The organism is Amycolatopsis sp. NBC_00438 (genome assembly GCF_036026695.1).
Taxonomy (GTDB): domain Bacteria; phylum Actinomycetota; class Actinomycetes; order Mycobacteriales; family Pseudonocardiaceae; genus Amycolatopsis.
This window is the reverse complement of the sequence record NZ_CP107923.1, coordinates 6,847,501-6,865,918: the sequence shown is the minus strand read 5'-3', so window position 1 is coordinate 6,865,918 and position 18,418 is coordinate 6,847,501. Positions and strand designations below refer to the sequence as shown.

The following is an 18,418-nucleotide window of genomic DNA, read 5'->3' as shown; positions in this document are numbered from 1 at the left end:
AAAGCGTGACACGCACCCGCACCGACCTCGACCCCGTGCGACCAGCTTCACACCGTCGTGCGGCGGGACGAGCCGGCGTCAGCCTTCAGGTTGATGTCGGGGGACAACCAACCTGTGTTCACTGACGTCAAGAAGAGGTCATGAAAGGCATGGCGACCGAACGGCCGCGAAAGGCGACAACGGCGACGATGGGTACCACCGCGCAGACGCGCACGCGCATCCCCGCCTGGAAGGCGAAGAGCGGCGGCATCGTCGCCACCGTGGTGCAGCTCGCCGCGGTCTTTTCGGTGCTCCTGCTGCTCACCGGCGGCCCGCGCGGGCGCCTGATGAACGGCATCGACATGGGCTTCTCCGCCCTCAGCGTGCCGACCAGCGCGAGCCTGGTGATGGTGCTGCTGCTGGTGGTCCTGGGCGGGGCCCTGCGCCGCCGCAAGAAGGCGGCGCTCTACACGCTCGTGCTGTTCCAGGTCGGCGGGCTGCTGCTGACCCTGGCCCTGCAGGCGACCCTGCTGTGGTCACCCGATCTGCTGACGCTCGGGCCGAAGCAGGTCCGGCACATCCCGGCGCAGCTGTGGGTCCTGACCGCGGCCGACCTGCTGTCGATCGGGCTGATCGTGTTCCTGCTCGCGCTGCGCCCGGCGTTCCCGGCCCGGCTCGCGCCGAGCGCCTGGCGTGACGGCCTGACCATGCTGTTCGGCGGGTTCGCCGCGGTCATCCTGGTCGGCTGGGGCCTCAGCGAGGCCTTCCCCGGCCACCTCGGCGACACGTGGGAGCGCTTCGCCTGGGTCGTCAACCACGCCACCGGGGAAAACCTGCAGCTGCGGCGGATCGGCGTCGGCGAGGGGCCGGCCTGGCTGGACGTCTTCCTCGACCTGAGCGCGACCGTCGTCGCCACCGCCGCGCTGTACATGCTCTTCCGCGGGGTCCGCAGCCGCCGGCTGCGGACCGACCAGGAGGAGCTCCGCCTGCGTGAGCTGCTCGCCCAGCACGGCGAGGACGACTCCCTCGGCTACTTCGCCACCCGCCGCGACAAGAGCGTCGTCTTCGCGCCGAACGGCCGCGCCGCGGTGACCTACCGCGTGCTCGGCGGCACCAGCGTCGCCAGCGCGGACCCGATCGGCGACGTCGAGGCCTGGCCGGACGCGGTGCGCGCGTGGCTCGACGAGACGCGCACCTACGGCTGGACGCCCGGCGTGCTCGGGGCGAGCGAACGCGGCGCGAAGGCGTACACCGACGCCGGTATGCGGGCGCTGGAGATCGGCGACGAGGCGGTGCTCGACGTCCGCGAGTTCAGCCTCGCCGGGCCGGAACGGCGTTCGGTGCGCCAGGCCGTCAAGCGCATCGAGCGCGCCGGCTACACCTCGCGGGTCCGCCGCCACGGCGAGATCCCCGACACCGAGATGGCCGAGCTGCTGGCGCGGGCGCAGGCCTGGCGCGGCGCCGAGACCGAGCGCGGGTTCTCGATGGCGCTGGGCCGGCTCGGCGACCCGAGCGACGGCCGCAGCGTGATGGTCGAGGCCTACGACGCCCACGGCGAGCTGCGCGGGCTGCTGTCGTTCGTCCCGTGGGGCCGCCGCGGGCTTTCGCTGGACCTCATGCGCCGTGACCGCGACGCCGAAAACGGCCTCAACGAGTACATGATCGCCGTGGTCGTCGCGGCCGGGCCGGTACTGGGCGCGCAGCGGATCTCGCTCAATTTCGCCATGTTCCGCGCGGTCTTCTCGGAGGGGGAGCGGATCGGCGCGGGCCCGGTGCTGCGGGCCTGGCGCGGGATCCTGAGCGTCGCTTCGCGGTTCTTCCAGCTGGAGTCGCTGTACCGCTCCAACGCCAAGTACGGGCCCGAGTGGGAGCCGCGGTTCCTCTGCTACTCCTCGGCGCGGCGGCTGCCGCGGGTCGGCATCGTCGCGGGCGCGCTCGAAGGGTTCGTCCCGACCGGCCGGTCGCGGTCGCTGCGGCTGGAGACGGTCACCGACGGCTTCGTCGCCCGCGTCCGGGAGATCGAGGAGTCGGCGGCCGTGCCGGCGGCCAAGGTCGTGCGGCGGCCCGAGCAGGTGCGCGTGCGCGTCGCGAAGCTCGACAAGCTGCGCGAAGCCGGGATCGACCCGTACCCGGTCGGGTTCCGCCGGGACGACCACATCGGCGACGTCGTCAAGAAGTTCGGCGACCTGCAGCCGGACAGCGCGACCGGGCACCGGGTCCGGATCGCCGGGCGCGTGCTGGCGATGCGCATCCTCGGCGGGCTGTGCTTCGCGCGCGTCAAGGACTTCAGCGGTGAGATCCAGCTGATGCTGGACGCCGGGGAGCTGGACCTCACGGGCTGGCGGACCGGCGTCGACCTCGGCGACCACGTCGGCGTCAGCGGCCAGGTCGTCACGTCGAAGCGCGGCGAGCTCTCGGTGCTCGTCGACGAGTGGACGGTCACCGCGAAGTGCCTGCACCCCCTGCCGGACAAGCGGAAGGGCCTCACCGACCCGGAGACGCGGGTCCGGCAGCGCTACCTCGACCTGGCGGTCAACCCGGACTCGACGAACATGCTCCGGCTGCGGTCCACAGTGGTCCGCGCGGTGCGCGAGCGGCTGCACCACGCCGACTACCTCGAAGTCGAGACGCCGATGCTGCAGACGGTGCACGGCGGCGCCAACGCCCGGCCGTTCGTCACCCACATCAACGCCTACGACATGCGGATGTACCTGCGGATCGCGCCCGAGCTGTACCTCAAGCGGCTGTGCGTGGCCGGCGTCGAGCGCGTCTTCGAGCTCAACCGCAACTTCCGCAACGAAGGCGTCGACGCGACCCACAACCCCGAGTTCACGATGCTCGAGGCCTACCAGGCGTACGCGGACTACGACACCATGCGGAAGCTGACGCGCGAGCTCGTCCAGCATGCGGCCGAAGCGGCGTACGGCGCCCAGGTCGTGCGGCGGCCCGACACCGGCGGCAAGGTCGTCGAGTACGACATCTCGGGTGACTGGCCGGTGGTCCCGGTGCACGAAGCCGTCTCGGCGGCGCTGGGGGAGCACGTCGACTCGGGGACGTCGGTGGCGGACCTTCGCCGGTTCTGCCTCGCCGCCGGGGTGCCGGTCGGGGAGGACCCGAGCCACGGCGACCTCGTGCTGAAGGCGCACGAGCACCTCGTCGAGGGTTCGACCGTGCTGCCGACGTTCTACACGGACTACCCGACCGACGTCTCGCCGCTGACCCGGCAGCACCGGACCGACCCGCTGCTGGCCGAACGCTGGGACCTGATCGCGTTCGGTTCGGAGGTCGGCACGGCCTACACGGAGCTGACCGACCCGATCGAGCAACGACGCCGGCTGGAGGCGCAATCGCTGCGCGCGGCCAGTGGTGACGTCGAAGCGATGGAACTCGACGAGGATTTTTTGCTGGCGCTGGAGCACGGAATGCCACCGACCGGAGGCCTCGGCCTGGGGGTAGACCGCCTGCTCATGATGTTGACGGGAGCGTCGATCCGCCAGACGGTCCTGTTCCCGTTCGTCCGTCCGCAGGCATAACGAGTGGGTCGCCCTGGTCATACTGGGGCCGCGCGATGGCAAGCGGTCGCTTAATGTGTGCCACGTGCGCACGGCTCGGATCGCCTCGGCCCTCCTCATGGGACTGGCCGTGCTCGCCTATTCGGGCTGGCTGCTGGAGTTCGCCGTCCCGACGGGCGTGTCGCCGGTGCGCGACCCGGCCGACGCCCTGCTCGCCGGGCCGCCCGTGTTCCGGGTCCTGCTGGCGATCTCGGGCGTCGCCTTCCTGCTCGCCGGGCCGCCGTTGCACCGGCTCGGCCCGGTCCAGTGGCCGGCGCGGCTGAGCTCGATCTCGGTGAGCGTGTTCGGCGCCGTCGTGCTGGTCCAGGCCGCCTACCCGGAGAGCAGCGGCGCGATCTCGTCGCTGCTGTCGGGCATCCTCCTGGTCGGGGTGATCAGCCTGGTGCTGTGGTGGCCGCCGGGCTGGCGCCGGCTCGCCGTCTCGGGACTCGTGCTGGTGATGGCCACCTGGGTGGCCGTGGTGGTGGCGCGGCAGTTCGGCGAGTTCGAAGGCGTCTTCAGCCGCGTCCAGCTGGTGGTGCGCGCGGTGCTGTTCGGCACCGGCGGGGCGTACGCGTTCATCAAGCCCGCGCCTCGGCACGCGCCCCGGATCTAGTTCTTCCGGATTTTGTCGGTGCCGGATGCGACGATCTGGTTCCCGATTCCCGGAGGAGGAGATCGACATGGCGGGAAACGTGCCCCCGGTGGCCGACGAGCGCGAGGGCTTGCTGCGGTACCTCGAGCAGCAGCGGTACGTCCTGAAGCTGGCCGCGCACGGCCTGACGGACGAGCAGGCGCGGCTCACGCCGACGAAGAGCGCGCTGTCGGTGGGCGGGCTGATCAAGCACGTCGCGAGCACCGAGGACGGCTGGATCGACATCGTGCTGCAGCTGCCCCAGAAGCCGTTCGACGAGGGCATGCGGGATTACGAAGAGGCGTACCGACTGGGCCCGGAGGAGACGCTGCGGAGCGTCCTGGAGCGCTACGACGAGGTCGCGGCCCGCACGGCGGAGGTCATCGGCCGGATCGACGACCTCGGCCGCCCGGTCCCGGTGCCGAAGGGCGTCCCGTGGTACCCGGACGACGTCGAGGCGTGGTCGGTCCGCTGGGTCCTGCTGCACCTGATCGAGGAGACGGCCCGCCACGCCGGCCACGCGGACATCATCCGCGAACACGTCGACGGCGCCACGGCCTTCCCGCTCATGGCCGCGGCGGAAAACTGGCCGGAGTCCCCGTGGATGAAGCCCTGGAAACCAACCCCCTAACCGGCCTGACCGAGCCACGCGTGTCGTCCATCCAGGTACGCGTGTCGTCCGCCTGGGTACGCGTGTCGTCCGTTCGCGTCCCGACAGGCCGGTCCGCCGAGCCGTGTCGACCGCGCAATCACGCGTGCCGGCTCCCGGATCACGCGTGCCGGCGCTCGGCACTCGCTCGACTCGGCGTGGGGCGTCAGAAGAGCGTCGGCTCGTCCGCCAGCGCGCCCTCGATCACGAGCATCCGGCGTTTCGTCGCGACGCCACCACGTGCGGAGAAGCCGCCGTCGCGACCGCCGGCCGCGAGGACCCGGTGGCACGGCACCACGATCGGGAACGGGTTGTGCCCCATGGCCTGCCCGACCGCCTGGGCCGACCCGGGCAGGCCGAGCCGGTGCGCGATGTCGCCGTAGGTCAGGGTCTTGCCGGGCGGGATCGCGCGCGCGATCTCGTACGCGCGCCGGTTGAACTCGGGCACCGCCGTCAGGTCCAGCTCGATCTCGGCCAGGTCGCGGCGTTCGCCGGCCAGCAGCGCGACGATCCCGTCGACCGCCGCCTGCCCGGGCGGAGGCGGCGGACCTTCGACGGCGTCCGGGAACCGCCGGGCCAGCCGGGCACGCATGCCGGCGGCACCGCCGTCCGGCAGCGACGTCCCGATCACGACGTCGTCGCGCCACGCGAGCCCGCACGGCCCGATGGCCGTGCCGAACACCGTGAACCCCACACTCATGCGTCCAGCCTACGACCGAAGGGAGGCTGACGGCCGCGGCCCGGCCACGGGATGATGGGCCGGTGCTGGACCACCTCGTCTACGCCGGACCGGACCTCGCCGAGGCCGTCGCGCGCGTCAAGGAACTCACCGGCGTCACGCCCGCGCCCGGCGGCAGCCACGTCGGCCTGGGCACGGCCAACCACCTCGCCGACCTCGGCGCCGGTGCCTACCTGGAGGTGATCGGCCCGGACCCGGCGCAGCCCGATCCCGCGCGACCCCGGCCGTTCGGCATCGACGACCTCACCGAGCCGGCGTTGGTCGCGTGGGCGGTGCGCACCACGGACCTCGACGCGACGATCAAGAACGCCCGCACCCACGGTTTCGACCTGGGTGACGCCATCGGGATGTCCCGCGAGACGGCCGGCGGCGAGCTGCTGCGCTGGCGGCTGACCCCGCCGAGCCTCCCGGGCACGCTCAGGCCGTTCCTCATCGACTGGGGCGGCACCCCGCACCCGACCACGCGCGACCTGCCATCCCTCCCGCTGCTCATGGTGACGGGCGCGCACCCCGACCCGGACTCGGTCCTCGCGGTGACCGACGCGCTGGGCCTGGAGCTCCTGGTCCGACGCGCCGACCGCGCGAGCTTGACCGCCGCCGTCCGCACCCCGGAGGGCCGCCAGGTCGCGCTGAGCTGAAAGCCGTGAAGGCCCCCTTCCCGGCCATAAGAGCCGGGAAGGGGGCCTTCACGGACTTCGCCGCTGGAGCCGCTGGAGCGTCAGGCCTTGCCTTCGCGCCACGCGTTGGTCATCGGGAGCCGGCGGTCGCGGCCGAACGCCTTGAGCGTGATCTTCGTGCCCGGCGGGTACTGGCGCCGCTTGTACTCGGCCTTGTCGACCATCCGCACCACGCGGTCGATGGTCTCCGGCGCGAAGCCGGCCTCGACGAGGTCGGCGTATCCGCGGTCGCCCTCGACGTAGTCGTCGAGGATGTCGTCGAGCAGCGCGTAGTCCGGCAGCGAGTCGGAGTCCATCTGGCCCGGCCGCAGCTCGGCCGACGGCGGCTTGGAGATCGAGTTCTCCGGGATCGGCGGGGTTTCCCCGCGCTCGGCCGCGATGGCGTTGCGCCACCGGGCCAGCTGCCAGACGTGCGTCTTGAAGACGTCCTTGATCGGGGCGAACGCGCCGACGGCGTCGCCGTAGATCGTGGAGTACCCGACGGCCAGCTCGGTCTTGTTGCCGGTGGCGAGGACGAGGTGACCGTCCAGGTTGGACAGTGCCATCAGGAGCATGCCGCGGGTGCGCGCCTGGATGTTCTCCTCGGCGAGGCCCGTCAGGTTCAGCTGCTCGACGTAGACGCGCACCATGTCCTCGACCGGCTCGACCCGGTAGTGCGCGCCGATCCGCTGCGCGAGGTCGGCGGCGTCGTCCTTCGAATGGCCCGAGGAGTACTTCGACGGCATCGAGACGCCGTAGACGTTGCCGCCGCCCAGGGCGTCCGCCGCCAGCGACGCGCAGACCGCCGAGTCGATGCCGCCGGAGAAGCCGAACGTGACCGACGTGAACCCGTTCTTGTGCACGTAGTCCCGCAGCCCGACGACGAGCGCCGCCCACACCTCGGCCTCGTCCGCGAGCGGCTCGCTGATCACCGGTGACGCCGTCGGCTCGTACGCGGGCAGCGGCTCTTCGCTCAGCACGCGCCGCCGGACGTGCAGGCCTTCGAGCTCGCCGTCCCCGGCGTGCCCGCCCGCGGCGAGGTCCGTGTCCAGCACGAGCAGGTGCTCGACGAACTGGGGTGCGCGCGCCAGCACCGTGCCGTCCGCGCCGACGACGAGCGAGTCGCCGTCGAACACGAGGTCGTCCTGACCGCCGACCTGGTTGGTGTAGACCAGTGGCGCGCCGGCTTCGGCGGCCCGCCGGGCGATCAGCGGCAGCCGCTGCTCGTCCTTGGACCGCTCGTAAGGCGACGCGTTCGGCGCCACGACGAGGTCGACGCCCGCCCGGCCCAGCGCCGAGATCGGCCCGCCGTCCTGCCAGATGTCCTCGCAGATGACCATGCCGATGTCGAGCCCGTGGAACCGGACGACGTCGAGCGTGGTGCCCGGCTTGAACCAGCGGTGCTCGTCGAAGACACCGTAGTTGGGGAGGTGGTGTTTGAACTGCCGCGCGACGACCTCGCCGCGGTAGAGCGCGGCCGCCGCGTCGCGCGGGCCGGCGTCGTCGAGGTCGAGGTAACCGATGTAGGTCAGCACTTCGCCGCAGCCGGCTTCGTCCAGCCGGCGCGCCAGCGCCTCGACGCCTTGGCGGGAGGCCTCGGCGAAGGTGCGGCGCAGCGAGAGGTCCTCGACCGGGTAGCCGGTCAGCGACATCTCCGGGAAGACGACCACGTGCGCGCCGGCTTCGGCGGCGCGGCGGGTCCATTCGACGTGCAGGTCGGCGTTGCCGTCGAGGTCACCGACGGTGGGGTTGACCTGGGCGAGCGCGATGCGCAGTTGCGGCATGCCGCCATTCTGACGCACCGCCACCCGGCCGGCCGAGCGAATGTGGGCGAAAAGCCACCCCGGCGAGCGGATCCGCTGCGGCGCCTTCGGCCACCCGGGTAGGTTGCCGCTGATCGGACGAACCGGGCAGCCGGGTTCGCCGTAGGGGAGGGGACCACTTTGACGTATCCGCCGCAGCCACCGCCCGGTCAGTACCCGGGCCCGGGCTACCCACAGCAGGGCTACCCACAACAGCCGCCGCCCGGCCAGGGCTACCCACAACAGGGTTACCCGCAGCAGGGCTACCCGGGCCAGGGCTATCCCCAGCAGGGATATCCGGGCTATCCGCCGCCGAAGAAGGGCAACGGCCTGCTCATCGGCCTGCTCGCCGGCGGTGGCGGGCTCCTGGTGGTGATCTTCCTGATCACCGGGTTCTTCGCGCCCGGATTCCTGGTCTCCGACGGCAAACCGGCGGCCCGCACCGGCCCGCCGCTCGACCTGAACTCGGGCAGCGTCGCCGCGGGCAAGTTCATCCTCGCCGTCCTGGGCGACGACGCGGTCATAGGTCGCCAAGCCGCCTGCGCGTCCGCCGAAGGCGTCGTCGCCGCCGCGGTGCGGACACTCGGCAGCCGCAACGCGCACCTCACCGCCGGCTCACCGGTCCAGAGCGGCGCGGACGAGATCCGCGTCCCGCTCGACGGCACCATCGGCAGCCGGTCGGTGCACGGCGAACTGCAGGTGACGCGCATCCAGGAGCACTACTGCATCTCCGGGGTCACGACGCCGTCGTGACCGCCGCGGCGTCGCGGTGCTTGAGCTTCGCCATCCGCCCGTCACGGTGGTGCCAGACGACGCCCTCGAACTCCGGGTGCGCCAGCAGCCACGTCATCAGCCCGTCGAAGTCGCGCGGCACATCGCCGAACTCCTCCGCGGTCGCGTGCCGCACCAGCCGGTGGACGCCGAGCTGCTCCGGATCGCCGTTGACCTTCGGGCCGCACAGCTCGTAGGTGCCCGGCACCTCGCCGACGAGGCCCTCACGGGCTTCGTCGAAGAACTTCGCGAACGCCGACTGCGCGACCGGCTCCCAGCCGACGGTCTTCCCCGTCTCCGGGTCGGTCTGGACGGCCTCGAACCCGGCGGGCGCGCTCTTGCCCGCCTTCACCTCGCGCCGCGCCCACCACTCGCCGGACTCGTCGAGCCGGACGCAGGTGCCGTCGTACTTGCGGGTGGGCACGCCTTGGCCGTCGAGCACCCACTGGCACGCGGGGTGCACTTCGCGGGTCACCCGCCGGAGGTCTTCGGGGTCGCGACGGAACAGCGTCGGGATCTTGCGCATGCCCCGATTCTCCCGGCCCGGGCAAACGAGAAAACCCCCGCTCGGCCGAACCGAGCGAGGGTTTTCCCGGGACGAGGACTACTTGCGCTTGATCATGCTCCGGACCTTCTTGATGGTCTGCTCGAAGTCGGAGTCGAACGGGTTGTCGTGCACCAGGTAGGTCCACGTCGTGTTCGCCCGCCGGACGCCGGCGTCGCCGAGGTCGATGCCGTCGTCGGTCAGCTCGGCCTCTTCGAGGGTCTTCGCCGCGCGCGAGTCCGCCTCGGCGATGATCTTGTGGAACTCCGGGATGGCCGCGCGGTGGAACTCGTCGAGCGGTGTCTCCCGGGCCAGCGCCCGCAGGTGGATGCTCTCGCGGACGTCGGTCAGGTACGCCAGGTGGTCGGACCAGAGCTGGTCGACGTGGAACAGCAGCACCTCGCGGCACAGCTGCTCCACCTTCTCCTGGTCGTCTCCCAGCTTCTCCTTCAGCTCGCCGAACTTCTCCGGGTGCGCCTTCTCCAGCTTCTCCGCCGCGTACCCCTCGCGAAGCACCTTGTCGCGGTGGGTCAGCAGGTCGCGCCGCTGCCGCTCGATCAGCCGCGTGTAGCGCCAGGTGTTGCGGTGGATCTCCAGGTCGACGCCCTCGGCGACGCGCTGGGCGTGGTTGAGCTGCCGCAGCGCCGCGTTGTCGGTGATCTCGCCGGTCTCTTCGTCGTCGGTGATGCCGTCCGGCACGTCCGGCGCGTTCGACAGCACGAGCTCGTCGTTCAGGCTCGCGAAGAAGATCGCACTGCCCGGGTCGCCCTGGCGGCCGGAGCGGCCGCGCAGCTGGCCGTCGAGCCGGCTCGACGGGTACCGCGCGGTGCCGATGACGTGCAGCCCGCCCAGCTCGACGACCTCTTCGCGGGTCGCGCCGTCGGTGCCGCCCAGCCGGATGTCGGTACCGCGCCCGGCCATCTGGGTCGAGACGGTGACCGCGCCCTTCTTGCCGGCCTCGGCGATGATCGACGCCTCTTCGGCGTCGTTGCGCGCGTTGAGCACGACGCACTCGAGGTCGACCTTCGCCAGCTTCTCGGCCAGCTCCTCCGACTCGGCGACGTCCTGGGTGCCGACGAGGATCGGGCGCCCGGTCTCGTGGACCGTGCGGATCTCCTCTTCGATCGCCCGCAGCTTCTGCGACGGCGACGCGAAGACCCGGTCTTCCTGGTCTTCGCGGACGTTCGGGGTGTTCGGCGGGATGACCGCGACCTCGAGCTCGTAGAACTCGCGCAGCTGCTCGGCGACGGCGACCGCGGTACCGGTCATGCCGGCGACCTCGGGGTAGCGCGCCAGCAGCGCCTGGACGGTGATCGAGTCCAGGATCTCACCGCGGTCGGTCGCGCTGACCTGCTCCTTCGCTTCGACGGCGGCCTGGAGACCGTCCGGCCAGCGCTGCAGTTCGGCGACGCGGCCGCGGGCGGCGTTGATGAGCTGGACCTTGCCGTCGCGGACCAGGTAGTCGACGTCGCGGGTGAGCAGCGCGTGCGCGTGCAGCGCGACGTTCACCGCGGGGAGCCGGTCCGACGCCGTCTCGCCGTAGAGGTCGTCGACCTCCAGGCCGAGCGACTTCGCGACGACCGAGGCACCGGCGTCGGTCAGCCAGGCGTTGCGGCCCTCGCTGTCGGTCTCGTAGTGCAGGTTGAGCCGCAGCCGCCGGACGACCTTCGCGACCTCTTCGTCGGCGTCGGTGTGGTCGATCGAGCCGGCCATCACCAGCGGGACGCGGGCCTCGTCGACCAGCACGGAGTCCGCCTCGTCGACGATCGCGACCTCCGGGTCCGGCTGGACCAGGTCGTCGACGTTCGTGACCAGGCGGTCACGCAGCACGTCGAAGCCGATTTCGGCGACGGCGCCGTACGTGACGTCCTTGGCGTAGGCCTCTTTGCGCTCCTGCTGCGAGTGCGACGGCTCGACCCAGCCGACCGACACGCCGAGCAGCGCGTACACCGGGCCCATCCACTCGGCGTCGCGTCGCGCCAGGTAGTCGTTGACCGTGACGACGTGGGCGCGCTTGCCTCGCAGCGCGTACCCGGCCGCGGCCAGCGCGCCGGCGAGCGTCTTGCCCTCACCGGTCTCCATCTGCACGACGTGCTTGCTGAGCAGGCCCATCGTGCCGAGGATCTGGACGTCGAACGCGCGCTCGCCCAGTGCCCGCCGAGCAGCCTCACGACCGAGCGCGCACACCTCGATCAGGTGATTGTCGCCGAACGCGGTGTCCTTCAGCGTCTCGCGAAGCTTCCCGGCCCGCTCGGTCAGCTCCTCGTCGGAGAGCTTCTCGAGCTCGGGTTCGAGCTTCTCGACTGCGGGCAGCAGTGCTTCGTAGCGGGTCAGCTCGACGCTGCCCGGACGCTGGATGATCCGGCGGAGCCGTTTGCCCACCCGGCTGATCAGTGCTGCCACCCCTGGTCTCCCGTTCTCTCTCGCTCGACCGGCCTGCCCCACCCAACGTGGCGGTGGTGCGTTCGAGTTCCGCGGCCGGATGGGACGATCCAACCGTGTTCCCTCATCCCAGCGCCAGGTCCCGTAGTCGGACGATCACGGCGGTCGCGGCATCCGCGCTGCTCGCGGTCTCCTTGACCGCCTGCACGTCCACCGGCAAGACCGCCCCGCCGTCGCCGACGACCGAGTCGCACCCGCCGTCCGGGCCGGTGCCCGCGGGGCTGGAGCGGTTCTACGGCCAGAGCCTGACCTGGGCCGACTGCGCACCTTACGCGACGTCGGAGGACGCGAGGTCGGCGTTCCAGGCGAAAGACATCCAGTGCGCGCGGCTGACCGTGCCGCTGGACTACACGAAACCGGACGGAACGACCATCACGCTCGGCCTGCTGCGGCACAAGGCGACCGACGGGGGATCGCGGATCGGGTCGCTGGTGGTGAACCCGGGCGGACCGGGCGCGTCGGGCATGGTCGCCGCCGCCGGGCTGATCAAGCCGGCGTCGAACACGGACCTCGCCAAGCGCTTCGACCTGGTCGGCTTCGACCCGCGGGGGATCGGCGCGAGCCAGCCGATCATCCGCTGCCTGACCGATCAGGAGCGCGACGCCGACCGCGCGGACGACAGCGAGACCGACGGCTCGCCGCAGGGCGTGCTCAAGCAGGAAGCGCAGGAAAAGGACTTCGCCGCGAAGTGCGCCCAGCGCAGCGACGACGGCACCGGGCTGCTCGCCAACGTCGGCACCCGCGACGTCGTGAAGGACCTCGACATCCTGCGCTCGGTCCTCGGTGACGAGAAGCTGACCTACCTCGGCTACTCCTACGGCACCCGGATCGGGTCGACCTACGCCGAGGCGTTCCCGAAGAACGTCCGCGCGATGATCCTCGACGGCGCGGTCGACCCGGACCAGGACGCGGTCGAGTCGCTGGTCGCGCAGGGCCAGGGCTTCGGCGGCGCGTTCACGCAGTTCGCGAAGTCGTGTACCGCTCAGCAGGACTGCGCGCTCGGCCAGGACCCCGCCGCCGCGGTGAAGGCGTTCCAGGACCTCGTCCGGCCGCTGATCGACTTCCCGGTCCCGGTGGGTGACGGCCGCAAGCTCTCCTACGAGGACGCGACCACCGGCGTCATCCAGGCGCTCTACCAGGAGAGCCTCTGGGACGCGCTGAACACCGGCCTCAACGAGCTGAAGCAGCAGCGCGGCGCGACGCTCGAGAAGCTCGCCGACATCTACAACGAGCGCGACTCCAGCGGCAAGTACGGCACCACCCAGGACGCTTTCACCGCGATCCGCTGCGTCGACGACCCGCGCGTCACCGACCCGGCCGTGATCCTCAAGGCGCAGGAGGAGTACGTGCAGGTCGCGCCGTTCCTCGACGACGGCCGCCCGGCGAGCGCGGCTCGCGACGCGTGCGCGTTCTGGCCGGTGCCGAACACGTCGGAGCCGCACGTGCCGAACGTCGAAGGCCTGGCGAAGACGCTGGTCATCTCGACGACCAACGACCCGGCGACGCCGTACCAGGCCGGCGTCAACCTCGCGAAGGGCCTGAAGGGCGGGCTGCTCACCTTCGAGGGCACTCAGCACACGGTGTTCCTGCAGGGCATTTCGTGTGTGGACCAGGCGGGCAACGACTACCTGGTCGACGGCACGCTCCCGGCGGAAGGCACGCGCTGCAAAGGCCAGTGAGGGCGGCCGCGCTACTGGGCGCGGCATTGGTGCTGACGGCGTGCACGAGCACCCCGTCGACACCAGCGCCGTCGCCTTCCTCTCCGGCGCCTGACCTGCGGAAGTTCACCGGGCAGCAGCTCGCCTGGACGCCGTGTCCGGCGGCCGCGTCGCTGGACTGCGCGCACCTGACCGTGCCGCTGGACTACACGAAGCCGGTGGGGGAGACGGTGACCGTCGGGCTGGTGCGGCACAAGGCCGCGAAGCAGCGGATCGGCTCGCTGGTCGTCAACCCGGGCGGTCCCGGCGGCGCGGGGACGTCGATGGCCGCGTCCCTGGCGAAGTCGCCCGCGGCCGCGCCGCTGCTGGACCGGTTCGACCTGGTCGGCTTCGACCCGCGTGGCGTCGGCACCAGCGAGCCGCGGATCACCTGCCGCACCGACGCCGAGCAGGACGCCGACCGCGCGTCCGACGTCGAAAGCGACATGTCGCCCGAAGGGGTGAAGAAGCAGCTCGCCGAGACCACGGCGTACGGCGCGAAGTGCGCCGAAGCGACGAAGTACGGCAAAGCGTTCCTCGCGAACGTCGGCACGCGAGACGTCGTACGCGACCTAGACGTCCTTCGCGCGGCTCTCGGCGACGAGAAACTGACCTACCTCGGCTACTCGTACGGCACGCAGATCGGCGCGGCCTACGCCGAGGCATTCCCGGAGAACGTCCGCGCGTTGCTGCTCGACGGCGCCGTCGACCCCGCACAGGACATCGCGGAATCCCTGGTCACGCAGATGGCGGGCTTCCAGGACGCCTTCACCGAGTTCGGCAGGTGGTGCGCGGCCCGGAGCGACTGCGCGCTCGGCCGCGACCCCGCGCGCACGACCGAGGCCTTCCAGCAGCTGGTGCGTCCGCTGGTCGCGAAGCCCGTCCCGGCCGGCACCCGGAAGCTCTCCTTCGAGGACGCGGTCACCGGCACCTTCGCGGCGCTCTACGCCCGCGGCGACTGGCCGGCGCTCAACGGCGCGCTCGCCCAGCTGGCCGGCGGCACCGGCCGGTCCCTGCTGGCCTTCGCCGACGGCTACTACGGCCGCGACCGCGACGGCCACTACGGCGGCGGGATCGACGCCTACTTCGCCGTCCGCTGCGTCGACCGCGCCCGGCTCACCGACCGGGCCGCGATCGACCGCGCGCACCAGCGGATGCTGGCCGGCGCGCCGTTCCTGGCCGGCGGCAGCCCGGACACCAGCGAGCTGGACATCTGCTCGACCTGGCCGGTCCCGCCGACGTCGGCCGAGCACGTGCCGCACGCCGCCGGCCTGCCGAAACCCCTGGTCGTCTCGACCACGCACGACCCGGCGACGCCGTACCAGCAGGGCGTCGACCTCGCGAAGGACCTCGGCGGCGTCCTGCTCACCTACGAAGGCGTGCAGCACACGGTCTTCCTCGACGGCACCGCGTGCGTGGACCGCGCGGGCGTCGCGTACCTGATCGACGGCACCGCCGCCACGACCCGCTGCTAACCGAGGTCGACGGGCTTGTTCTGGCCGGTCAGCGACAGTTCGAACATCACCGGGCTGAGGTGGTCACCGGCCGGCGGGACCTGCACCCACAGCCGGACGAACCGGCGCGGCCCGTCGGCCGAGACCCACACCTTGACGACGATGTCGGCGTTCACCTGCGGCAGCACGCTGTGCGCGACGGCCGCGGGCACCTGGCCGCCGACCCGCAGCGCCGCGGCGCCGTCGACGTTCTCCTTGCCCTCGGTCTTCGCGTCGGTCACGGCGTCGAGCAGCCGCTTCAGCCCGGCGGACGGCCCCAGGAACCGGCCCACGGCGTCCGTCTCGGGGATCCGGCCGCGCGCGATGCCGGGGTCGGTGCTCACCTGGCCGTCGCGCACGGTGAAGTGGAACTTGACGTGTCCGTCGCCGTCCTGGACGTCGGCCGTACCGGTCGCGGCCCCGCCTGCGTCGAGGGTCGCGTCGCCTTCGATCTGCCGGAGCGGGAAGTCGGGCAGGACGCCGTTGACCCCGGCGGCGAAGTGCACGCTCCGCACCGCGGCGAACGACATCGCCGCGTCGCGGACCAGCTCGGCACCCGCGGGGAACGGCCCGCGCGTGTCCGGCGAGCCGGTGCACCCGGCCGTCAACAGGACCACGAGCAGCAGGGCGATGCGGGACATCCCGCAAGCCTAGGCGCCGCCGGAGCAAGTCCGGCTCGCGGTCTTCGCGCCCAGGCGGCCCCTGGCGGCACGGGCGGCTCACCCGAGTGAGGGTGCTCCGCCCGCACCGCCAGGAACCACCTGGATCACGAAGCCCATCGAGCAGACTTACTCCGGCAGCGCCTGCTGGTGGTGGCCGGATCCTTGCGGCAGATGTCCTTCAGGCCACTTCCACCGGAAGGCGCGCCAGACAACACTTCACTGGTGACTGTCGAGACCCGCCCTGCCCCGAAGCTGCACCGCGCCTGGTTGATCGCCGGTGCCGCGTTCGTCGCGCTGCTCGCCTCCGCCGGCTTCCGCTCGGCCCCCGGCGTCCTCATCGACCCGCTGCACCAGGAGTTCGGCTGGTCGACGGCCACGATCAGCTCGGCCGTCTCGGTCAACCTCGTGCTCTACGGCCTCTTCGCGCCCTTCGCGGCCGCCCTGATGGAGCGGTTCGGCATCCGCCGGGTCTCGGCGACGGCGTTGTTCGTCATCGCCCTCGGCGCGGCCGGCACCGTGTTCATGACCGCGAGCTGGCAGCTGATCCTCTGCTGGGGCGTGCTGATCGGCGCGGGCACCGGCTCGATGGCGATGAGCTTCGCCGCGACCGTCGCGGCCCGGTGGTTCGTCCGCAGCCGCGGCGTCGTCACCGGTGTCCTGACCGCGGCGGGCGCCACCGGCCAGCTGATCTTCCTGCCGCTCATCGCGAACCTCGCGGTCGGCTCCGGCTGGCGGACCGCGTCCCTGGTGATCGCGATCGCCGCGCTCGCCGTCGTCCCGGTGGTCCTGCTGCTCATCCGCGATCACCCCGCCGACGTCGGCACCACGGCCTACGGCGCGCCCGCGGACGCCGAGGTCGCCCGCCCCACCCCGAAGACCGGTTCCGCCCGCCGCGCCCTGTCCGTCCTGAAGACAGCGGCCCGCACCCGGACGTTCTGGCTGCTCGCGGTCGGCTTCGCGATCTGCGGTGCGACGACGAACGGCCTGGTCGGCACCCACTTCGTCCCGGCCGCCCACGATCACGGCATGCCCCAGACGACCGCGGCGGGCCTGCTGGCCCTGGTCGGCGTCTTCGACGTCGTCGGCACGATCTTCTCCGGCTGGCTCACCGACCGCGTCGACCCGCGGATCCTGCTCGGGGTCTACTACGCGTTGCGCGGGCTCTCGCTGGCCCTGCTGCCGCAGCTGTTCACCGACTCCGTGCAGCCGAGCATGTGGGCGTTCATCCTGTTCTACGGCCTCGACTGGGTGGCGACGGTCCCGCCGACCGTCGCGCTCTGCGTCCGCGCCTTCGGCGAAGCCGGCCCGATCGTGTTCGGCTGGGTCTTCGCCTGTCACCAGCTGGGCGCCGCGTTCGCCGCCTCGGCCGCCGGCCTGGTCCGCGACCAGCTCGGGAACTACACCCTGGCCTGGTATTCGGCCGCCGTCCTGGCCGTCATCGCGTCGGTCGCGTCGCTGGCCGTGAAGCGCGCGAAGAAGCCCGTTCCGGTGTCGGCGAGCTGACCTTCGTCACCCTCGGCGCGTCGTGAAACATCCCGTTAACACGCTGTCGTTAGGGTGCGGCCATGGATCGCCAGCAGGAATTCGTGCTCCGCACGCTCGAGGAGCGCGACATCCGTTTCGTCCGTCTCTGGTTCACCGATGTGCTGGGGTTCCTCAAGTCCGTCGCGGTCGCGCCGGCCGAACTCGAGGGCGCTTTCACCGAGGGGATCGGCTTCGACGGCTCGGCCATCGAAGGGTTCGCGCGCGTCTACGAATCCGACATGGTCGCCAAGCCGGACCCGGCCACCTTCCAGGTGCTGCCCTGGGAGACCCCGGACGGCAGCCCGTACTCGGCCCGCATGTTCTGCGACATCGCGATGCCGGACGGCTCGCCGTCGTGGGCCGACCCGCGCCACGTGCTGCGGCGCCAGCTCTCGAAGGCCGCCGAAGCGGGTTTCACCTGCTACGTGCACCCGGAGATCGAGTTCTTCCTCCTGGCCAACCTCCCCGACGACGGCAGCGAGCCGGAGCCCGCGGACAACGGCGGGTACTTCGACCAGGCCAGCCACGCCACGGCGACGCACTTCCGGCGGCACGCGATCGAGACCCTCGAGGCGATGGGCATCTCGGTCGAGTTCAGCCACCACGAGGGCGCGCCGGGCCAGCAGGAGATCGACCTCCGCTACGCCGACGCCCTGACCATGGCCGACAACGTGATGACGTTCCGTTACGTCGTCAAGGAGGTCGCGCTGACCCAGGGCGTGCGCGCGACGTTCATGCCGAAGCCGTTCACCGACCAGCCCGGCTCCGGGATGCACACCCACATCAGCCTCTTCGAGGGTGATCGCAACGCCTTCTACGACGCCGAGGACCCGCACGAGCTGTCGGAGACCGGCAAGGCGTTCGTCGCCGGCCTGCTGCACCACGCCAAGGAGATCTCCGCCGTCACCAACCAGTGGGTGAACTCCTACAAGCGCCTGATCAGCGGAAGCGAGGCGCCGACGACGGTTTCGTGGGGTCGCGCGAACCGCTCGGCGCTCGTCCGGGTGCCGATGTATTCACCCGGAAAGGCGTCATCCCGACGGGTGGAAGTCCGTACCCTGGACTCCGCGTGCAACCCATACCTCGCCTACTCGGTGATCCTGGCCGCCGGGCTCAAGGGGATCGAAAAGGGGTACGAGCTGCCGCCTCCTGCCGAGGACAACATCTGGCAGCTGAGCGACTCCGAGCGGCGCGCCGCCGGTTACGCACAGTTGCCCCAGAACCTGGGGGAAGCCCTGGCCGAGATGGAGAAGTCCGAGCTCCTGCCGGAAGCCC

14 protein-coding genes (1 of these 14 cut by a window edge) are annotated in these 18,418 nt (G+C 71.5%); 9 read left to right on the top strand and 5 right to left on the bottom strand.

Going from position 1 to position 18,418, the window contains the following annotated elements; genetic code table 11:
- Positions 1 to 188: 188 nt before the first annotated feature.
- From lysX to OG494_RS30785, 3 genes are all read left to right on the top strand, one after another.
- Entirely contained in the window at positions 189 to 3,512 is a 3,324-nt protein-coding gene (gene lysX / locus OG494_RS30795; protein ID WP_328459070.1) for a bifunctional lysylphosphatidylglycerol synthetase/lysine--tRNA ligase LysX, read from the top strand.
- Positions 3,513 to 3,576: 64 nt separating this feature from the next.
- On the top strand, positions 3,577 to 4,146 hold the full coding sequence (locus OG494_RS30790) for a hypothetical protein (RefSeq protein ID WP_328444657.1): 570 nt from the start codon (positions 3,577 to 3,579) through the stop codon (positions 4,144 to 4,146).
- Between the two features lie 67 nt (positions 4,147 to 4,213).
- Positions 4,214 to 4,795 carry a DinB family protein gene (locus OG494_RS30785; RefSeq protein ID WP_328444655.1) on the top strand — a complete coding sequence of 194 codons (582 nt, stop codon included), beginning with the start codon at positions 4,214 to 4,216 and terminating at the stop codon, positions 4,793 to 4,795.
- A gap of 184 nt (positions 4,796 to 4,979) precedes the next feature.
- Here the strand turns inward: OG494_RS30785 and OG494_RS30780 are convergent, their stop codons facing one another.
- Positions 4,980 to 5,513 (bottom strand): methylated-DNA--[protein]-cysteine S-methyltransferase, encoded by a 534-nt coding sequence (locus OG494_RS30780; RefSeq protein WP_328444653.1) that lies wholly within the window; start codon positions 5,511 to 5,513, stop codon positions 4,980 to 4,982.
- Positions 5,514 to 5,575: 62 nt separating this feature from the next.
- On the opposite strand from OG494_RS30780, the gene OG494_RS30775 reads away from it, so the two are divergent.
- A complete protein-coding gene (locus OG494_RS30775; RefSeq protein WP_328444651.1) occupies positions 5,576 to 6,190 on the top strand; it encodes a VOC family protein in 615 nt (204 codons plus the stop codon).
- Between the two features lie 80 nt (positions 6,191 to 6,270).
- On the opposite strand, the gene OG494_RS30770 is transcribed toward OG494_RS30775, so the two are convergent.
- The gene (locus tag OG494_RS30770; RefSeq protein ID WP_328444649.1) at positions 6,271 to 7,992 is read right to left on the bottom strand and encodes an NAD+ synthase; all 1,722 of its coding nucleotides are present in this window, start codon (positions 7,990 to 7,992) and stop codon (positions 6,271 to 6,273) included.
- Positions 7,993 to 8,151: 159 nt separating this feature from the next.
- On the opposite strand from OG494_RS30770, the gene OG494_RS30765 reads away from it, so the two are divergent.
- Positions 8,152 to 8,763 carry a hypothetical protein gene (locus tag OG494_RS30765; protein WP_328444647.1) on the top strand — a complete coding sequence of 204 codons (612 nt, stop codon included), beginning with the start codon at positions 8,152 to 8,154 and terminating at the stop codon, positions 8,761 to 8,763.
- On the opposite strand, the gene OG494_RS30760 is transcribed toward OG494_RS30765, so the two are convergent.
- Both OG494_RS30760 and secA2 read right to left on the bottom strand, forming a co-directional pair.
- The gene (locus OG494_RS30760) at positions 8,747 to 9,307 is read right to left on the bottom strand and encodes an RNA ligase 1 family protein (RefSeq protein ID WP_328444645.1); all 561 of its coding nucleotides are present in this window, start codon (positions 9,305 to 9,307) and stop codon (positions 8,747 to 8,749) included. The two genes, OG494_RS30765 and OG494_RS30760, sit on opposite strands and share 17 nt — an antisense overlap.
- 78 nt (positions 9,308 to 9,385) lie before the next feature.
- On the bottom strand, positions 9,386 to 11,728 hold the full coding sequence (gene secA2, locus OG494_RS30755) for an accessory Sec system translocase SecA2 (RefSeq protein ID WP_328444643.1): 2,343 nt from the start codon (positions 11,726 to 11,728) through the stop codon (positions 9,386 to 9,388).
- Positions 11,729 to 11,862: 134 nt separating this feature from the next.
- Here secA2 and OG494_RS30750 point away from each other — a divergent pair, with 134 nt between their 5' ends.
- Positions 11,863 to 13,446 carry an alpha/beta hydrolase gene (locus OG494_RS30750; protein WP_328459069.1) on the top strand — a complete coding sequence of 528 codons (1,584 nt, stop codon included), beginning with the start codon at positions 11,863 to 11,865 and terminating at the stop codon, positions 13,444 to 13,446.
- Entirely contained in the window at positions 13,443 to 14,939 is a 1,497-nt protein-coding gene (locus OG494_RS30745; RefSeq protein WP_328444641.1) for an alpha/beta hydrolase, read from the top strand. The genes OG494_RS30750 and OG494_RS30745 overlap by 4 nt, the downstream gene beginning before the upstream one ends.
- Here the strand turns inward: OG494_RS30745 and OG494_RS30740 are convergent.
- A complete protein-coding gene (locus OG494_RS30740) occupies positions 14,936 to 15,598 on the bottom strand; it encodes an LppX_LprAFG lipoprotein (protein WP_328444639.1) in 663 nt (220 codons plus the stop codon). The two genes, OG494_RS30745 and OG494_RS30740, sit on opposite strands and share 4 nt — an antisense overlap.
- A gap of 243 nt (positions 15,599 to 15,841) precedes the next feature.
- Here OG494_RS30740 and OG494_RS30735 point away from each other — a divergent pair, with 243 nt between their 5' ends.
- Together OG494_RS30735 and glnA are read left to right on the top strand one after the other, a co-directional pair.
- A complete protein-coding gene (locus OG494_RS30735) occupies positions 15,842 to 17,122 on the top strand; it encodes an MFS transporter (protein ID WP_328444637.1) in 1,281 nt (426 codons plus the stop codon).
- A 62-nt stretch (positions 17,123 to 17,184) separates the two neighbouring features.
- Positions 17,185 to 18,418, top strand: the 5' portion of a protein-coding gene (glnA, locus tag OG494_RS30730; RefSeq protein ID WP_328444635.1) for a type I glutamate--ammonia ligase. Its footprint extends 110 nt past the window's final position; the window shows 1,234 of its 1,344 coding nt (coding positions 1-1,234); the start codon lies at positions 17,185 to 17,187; the stop codon falls past the right edge of the window.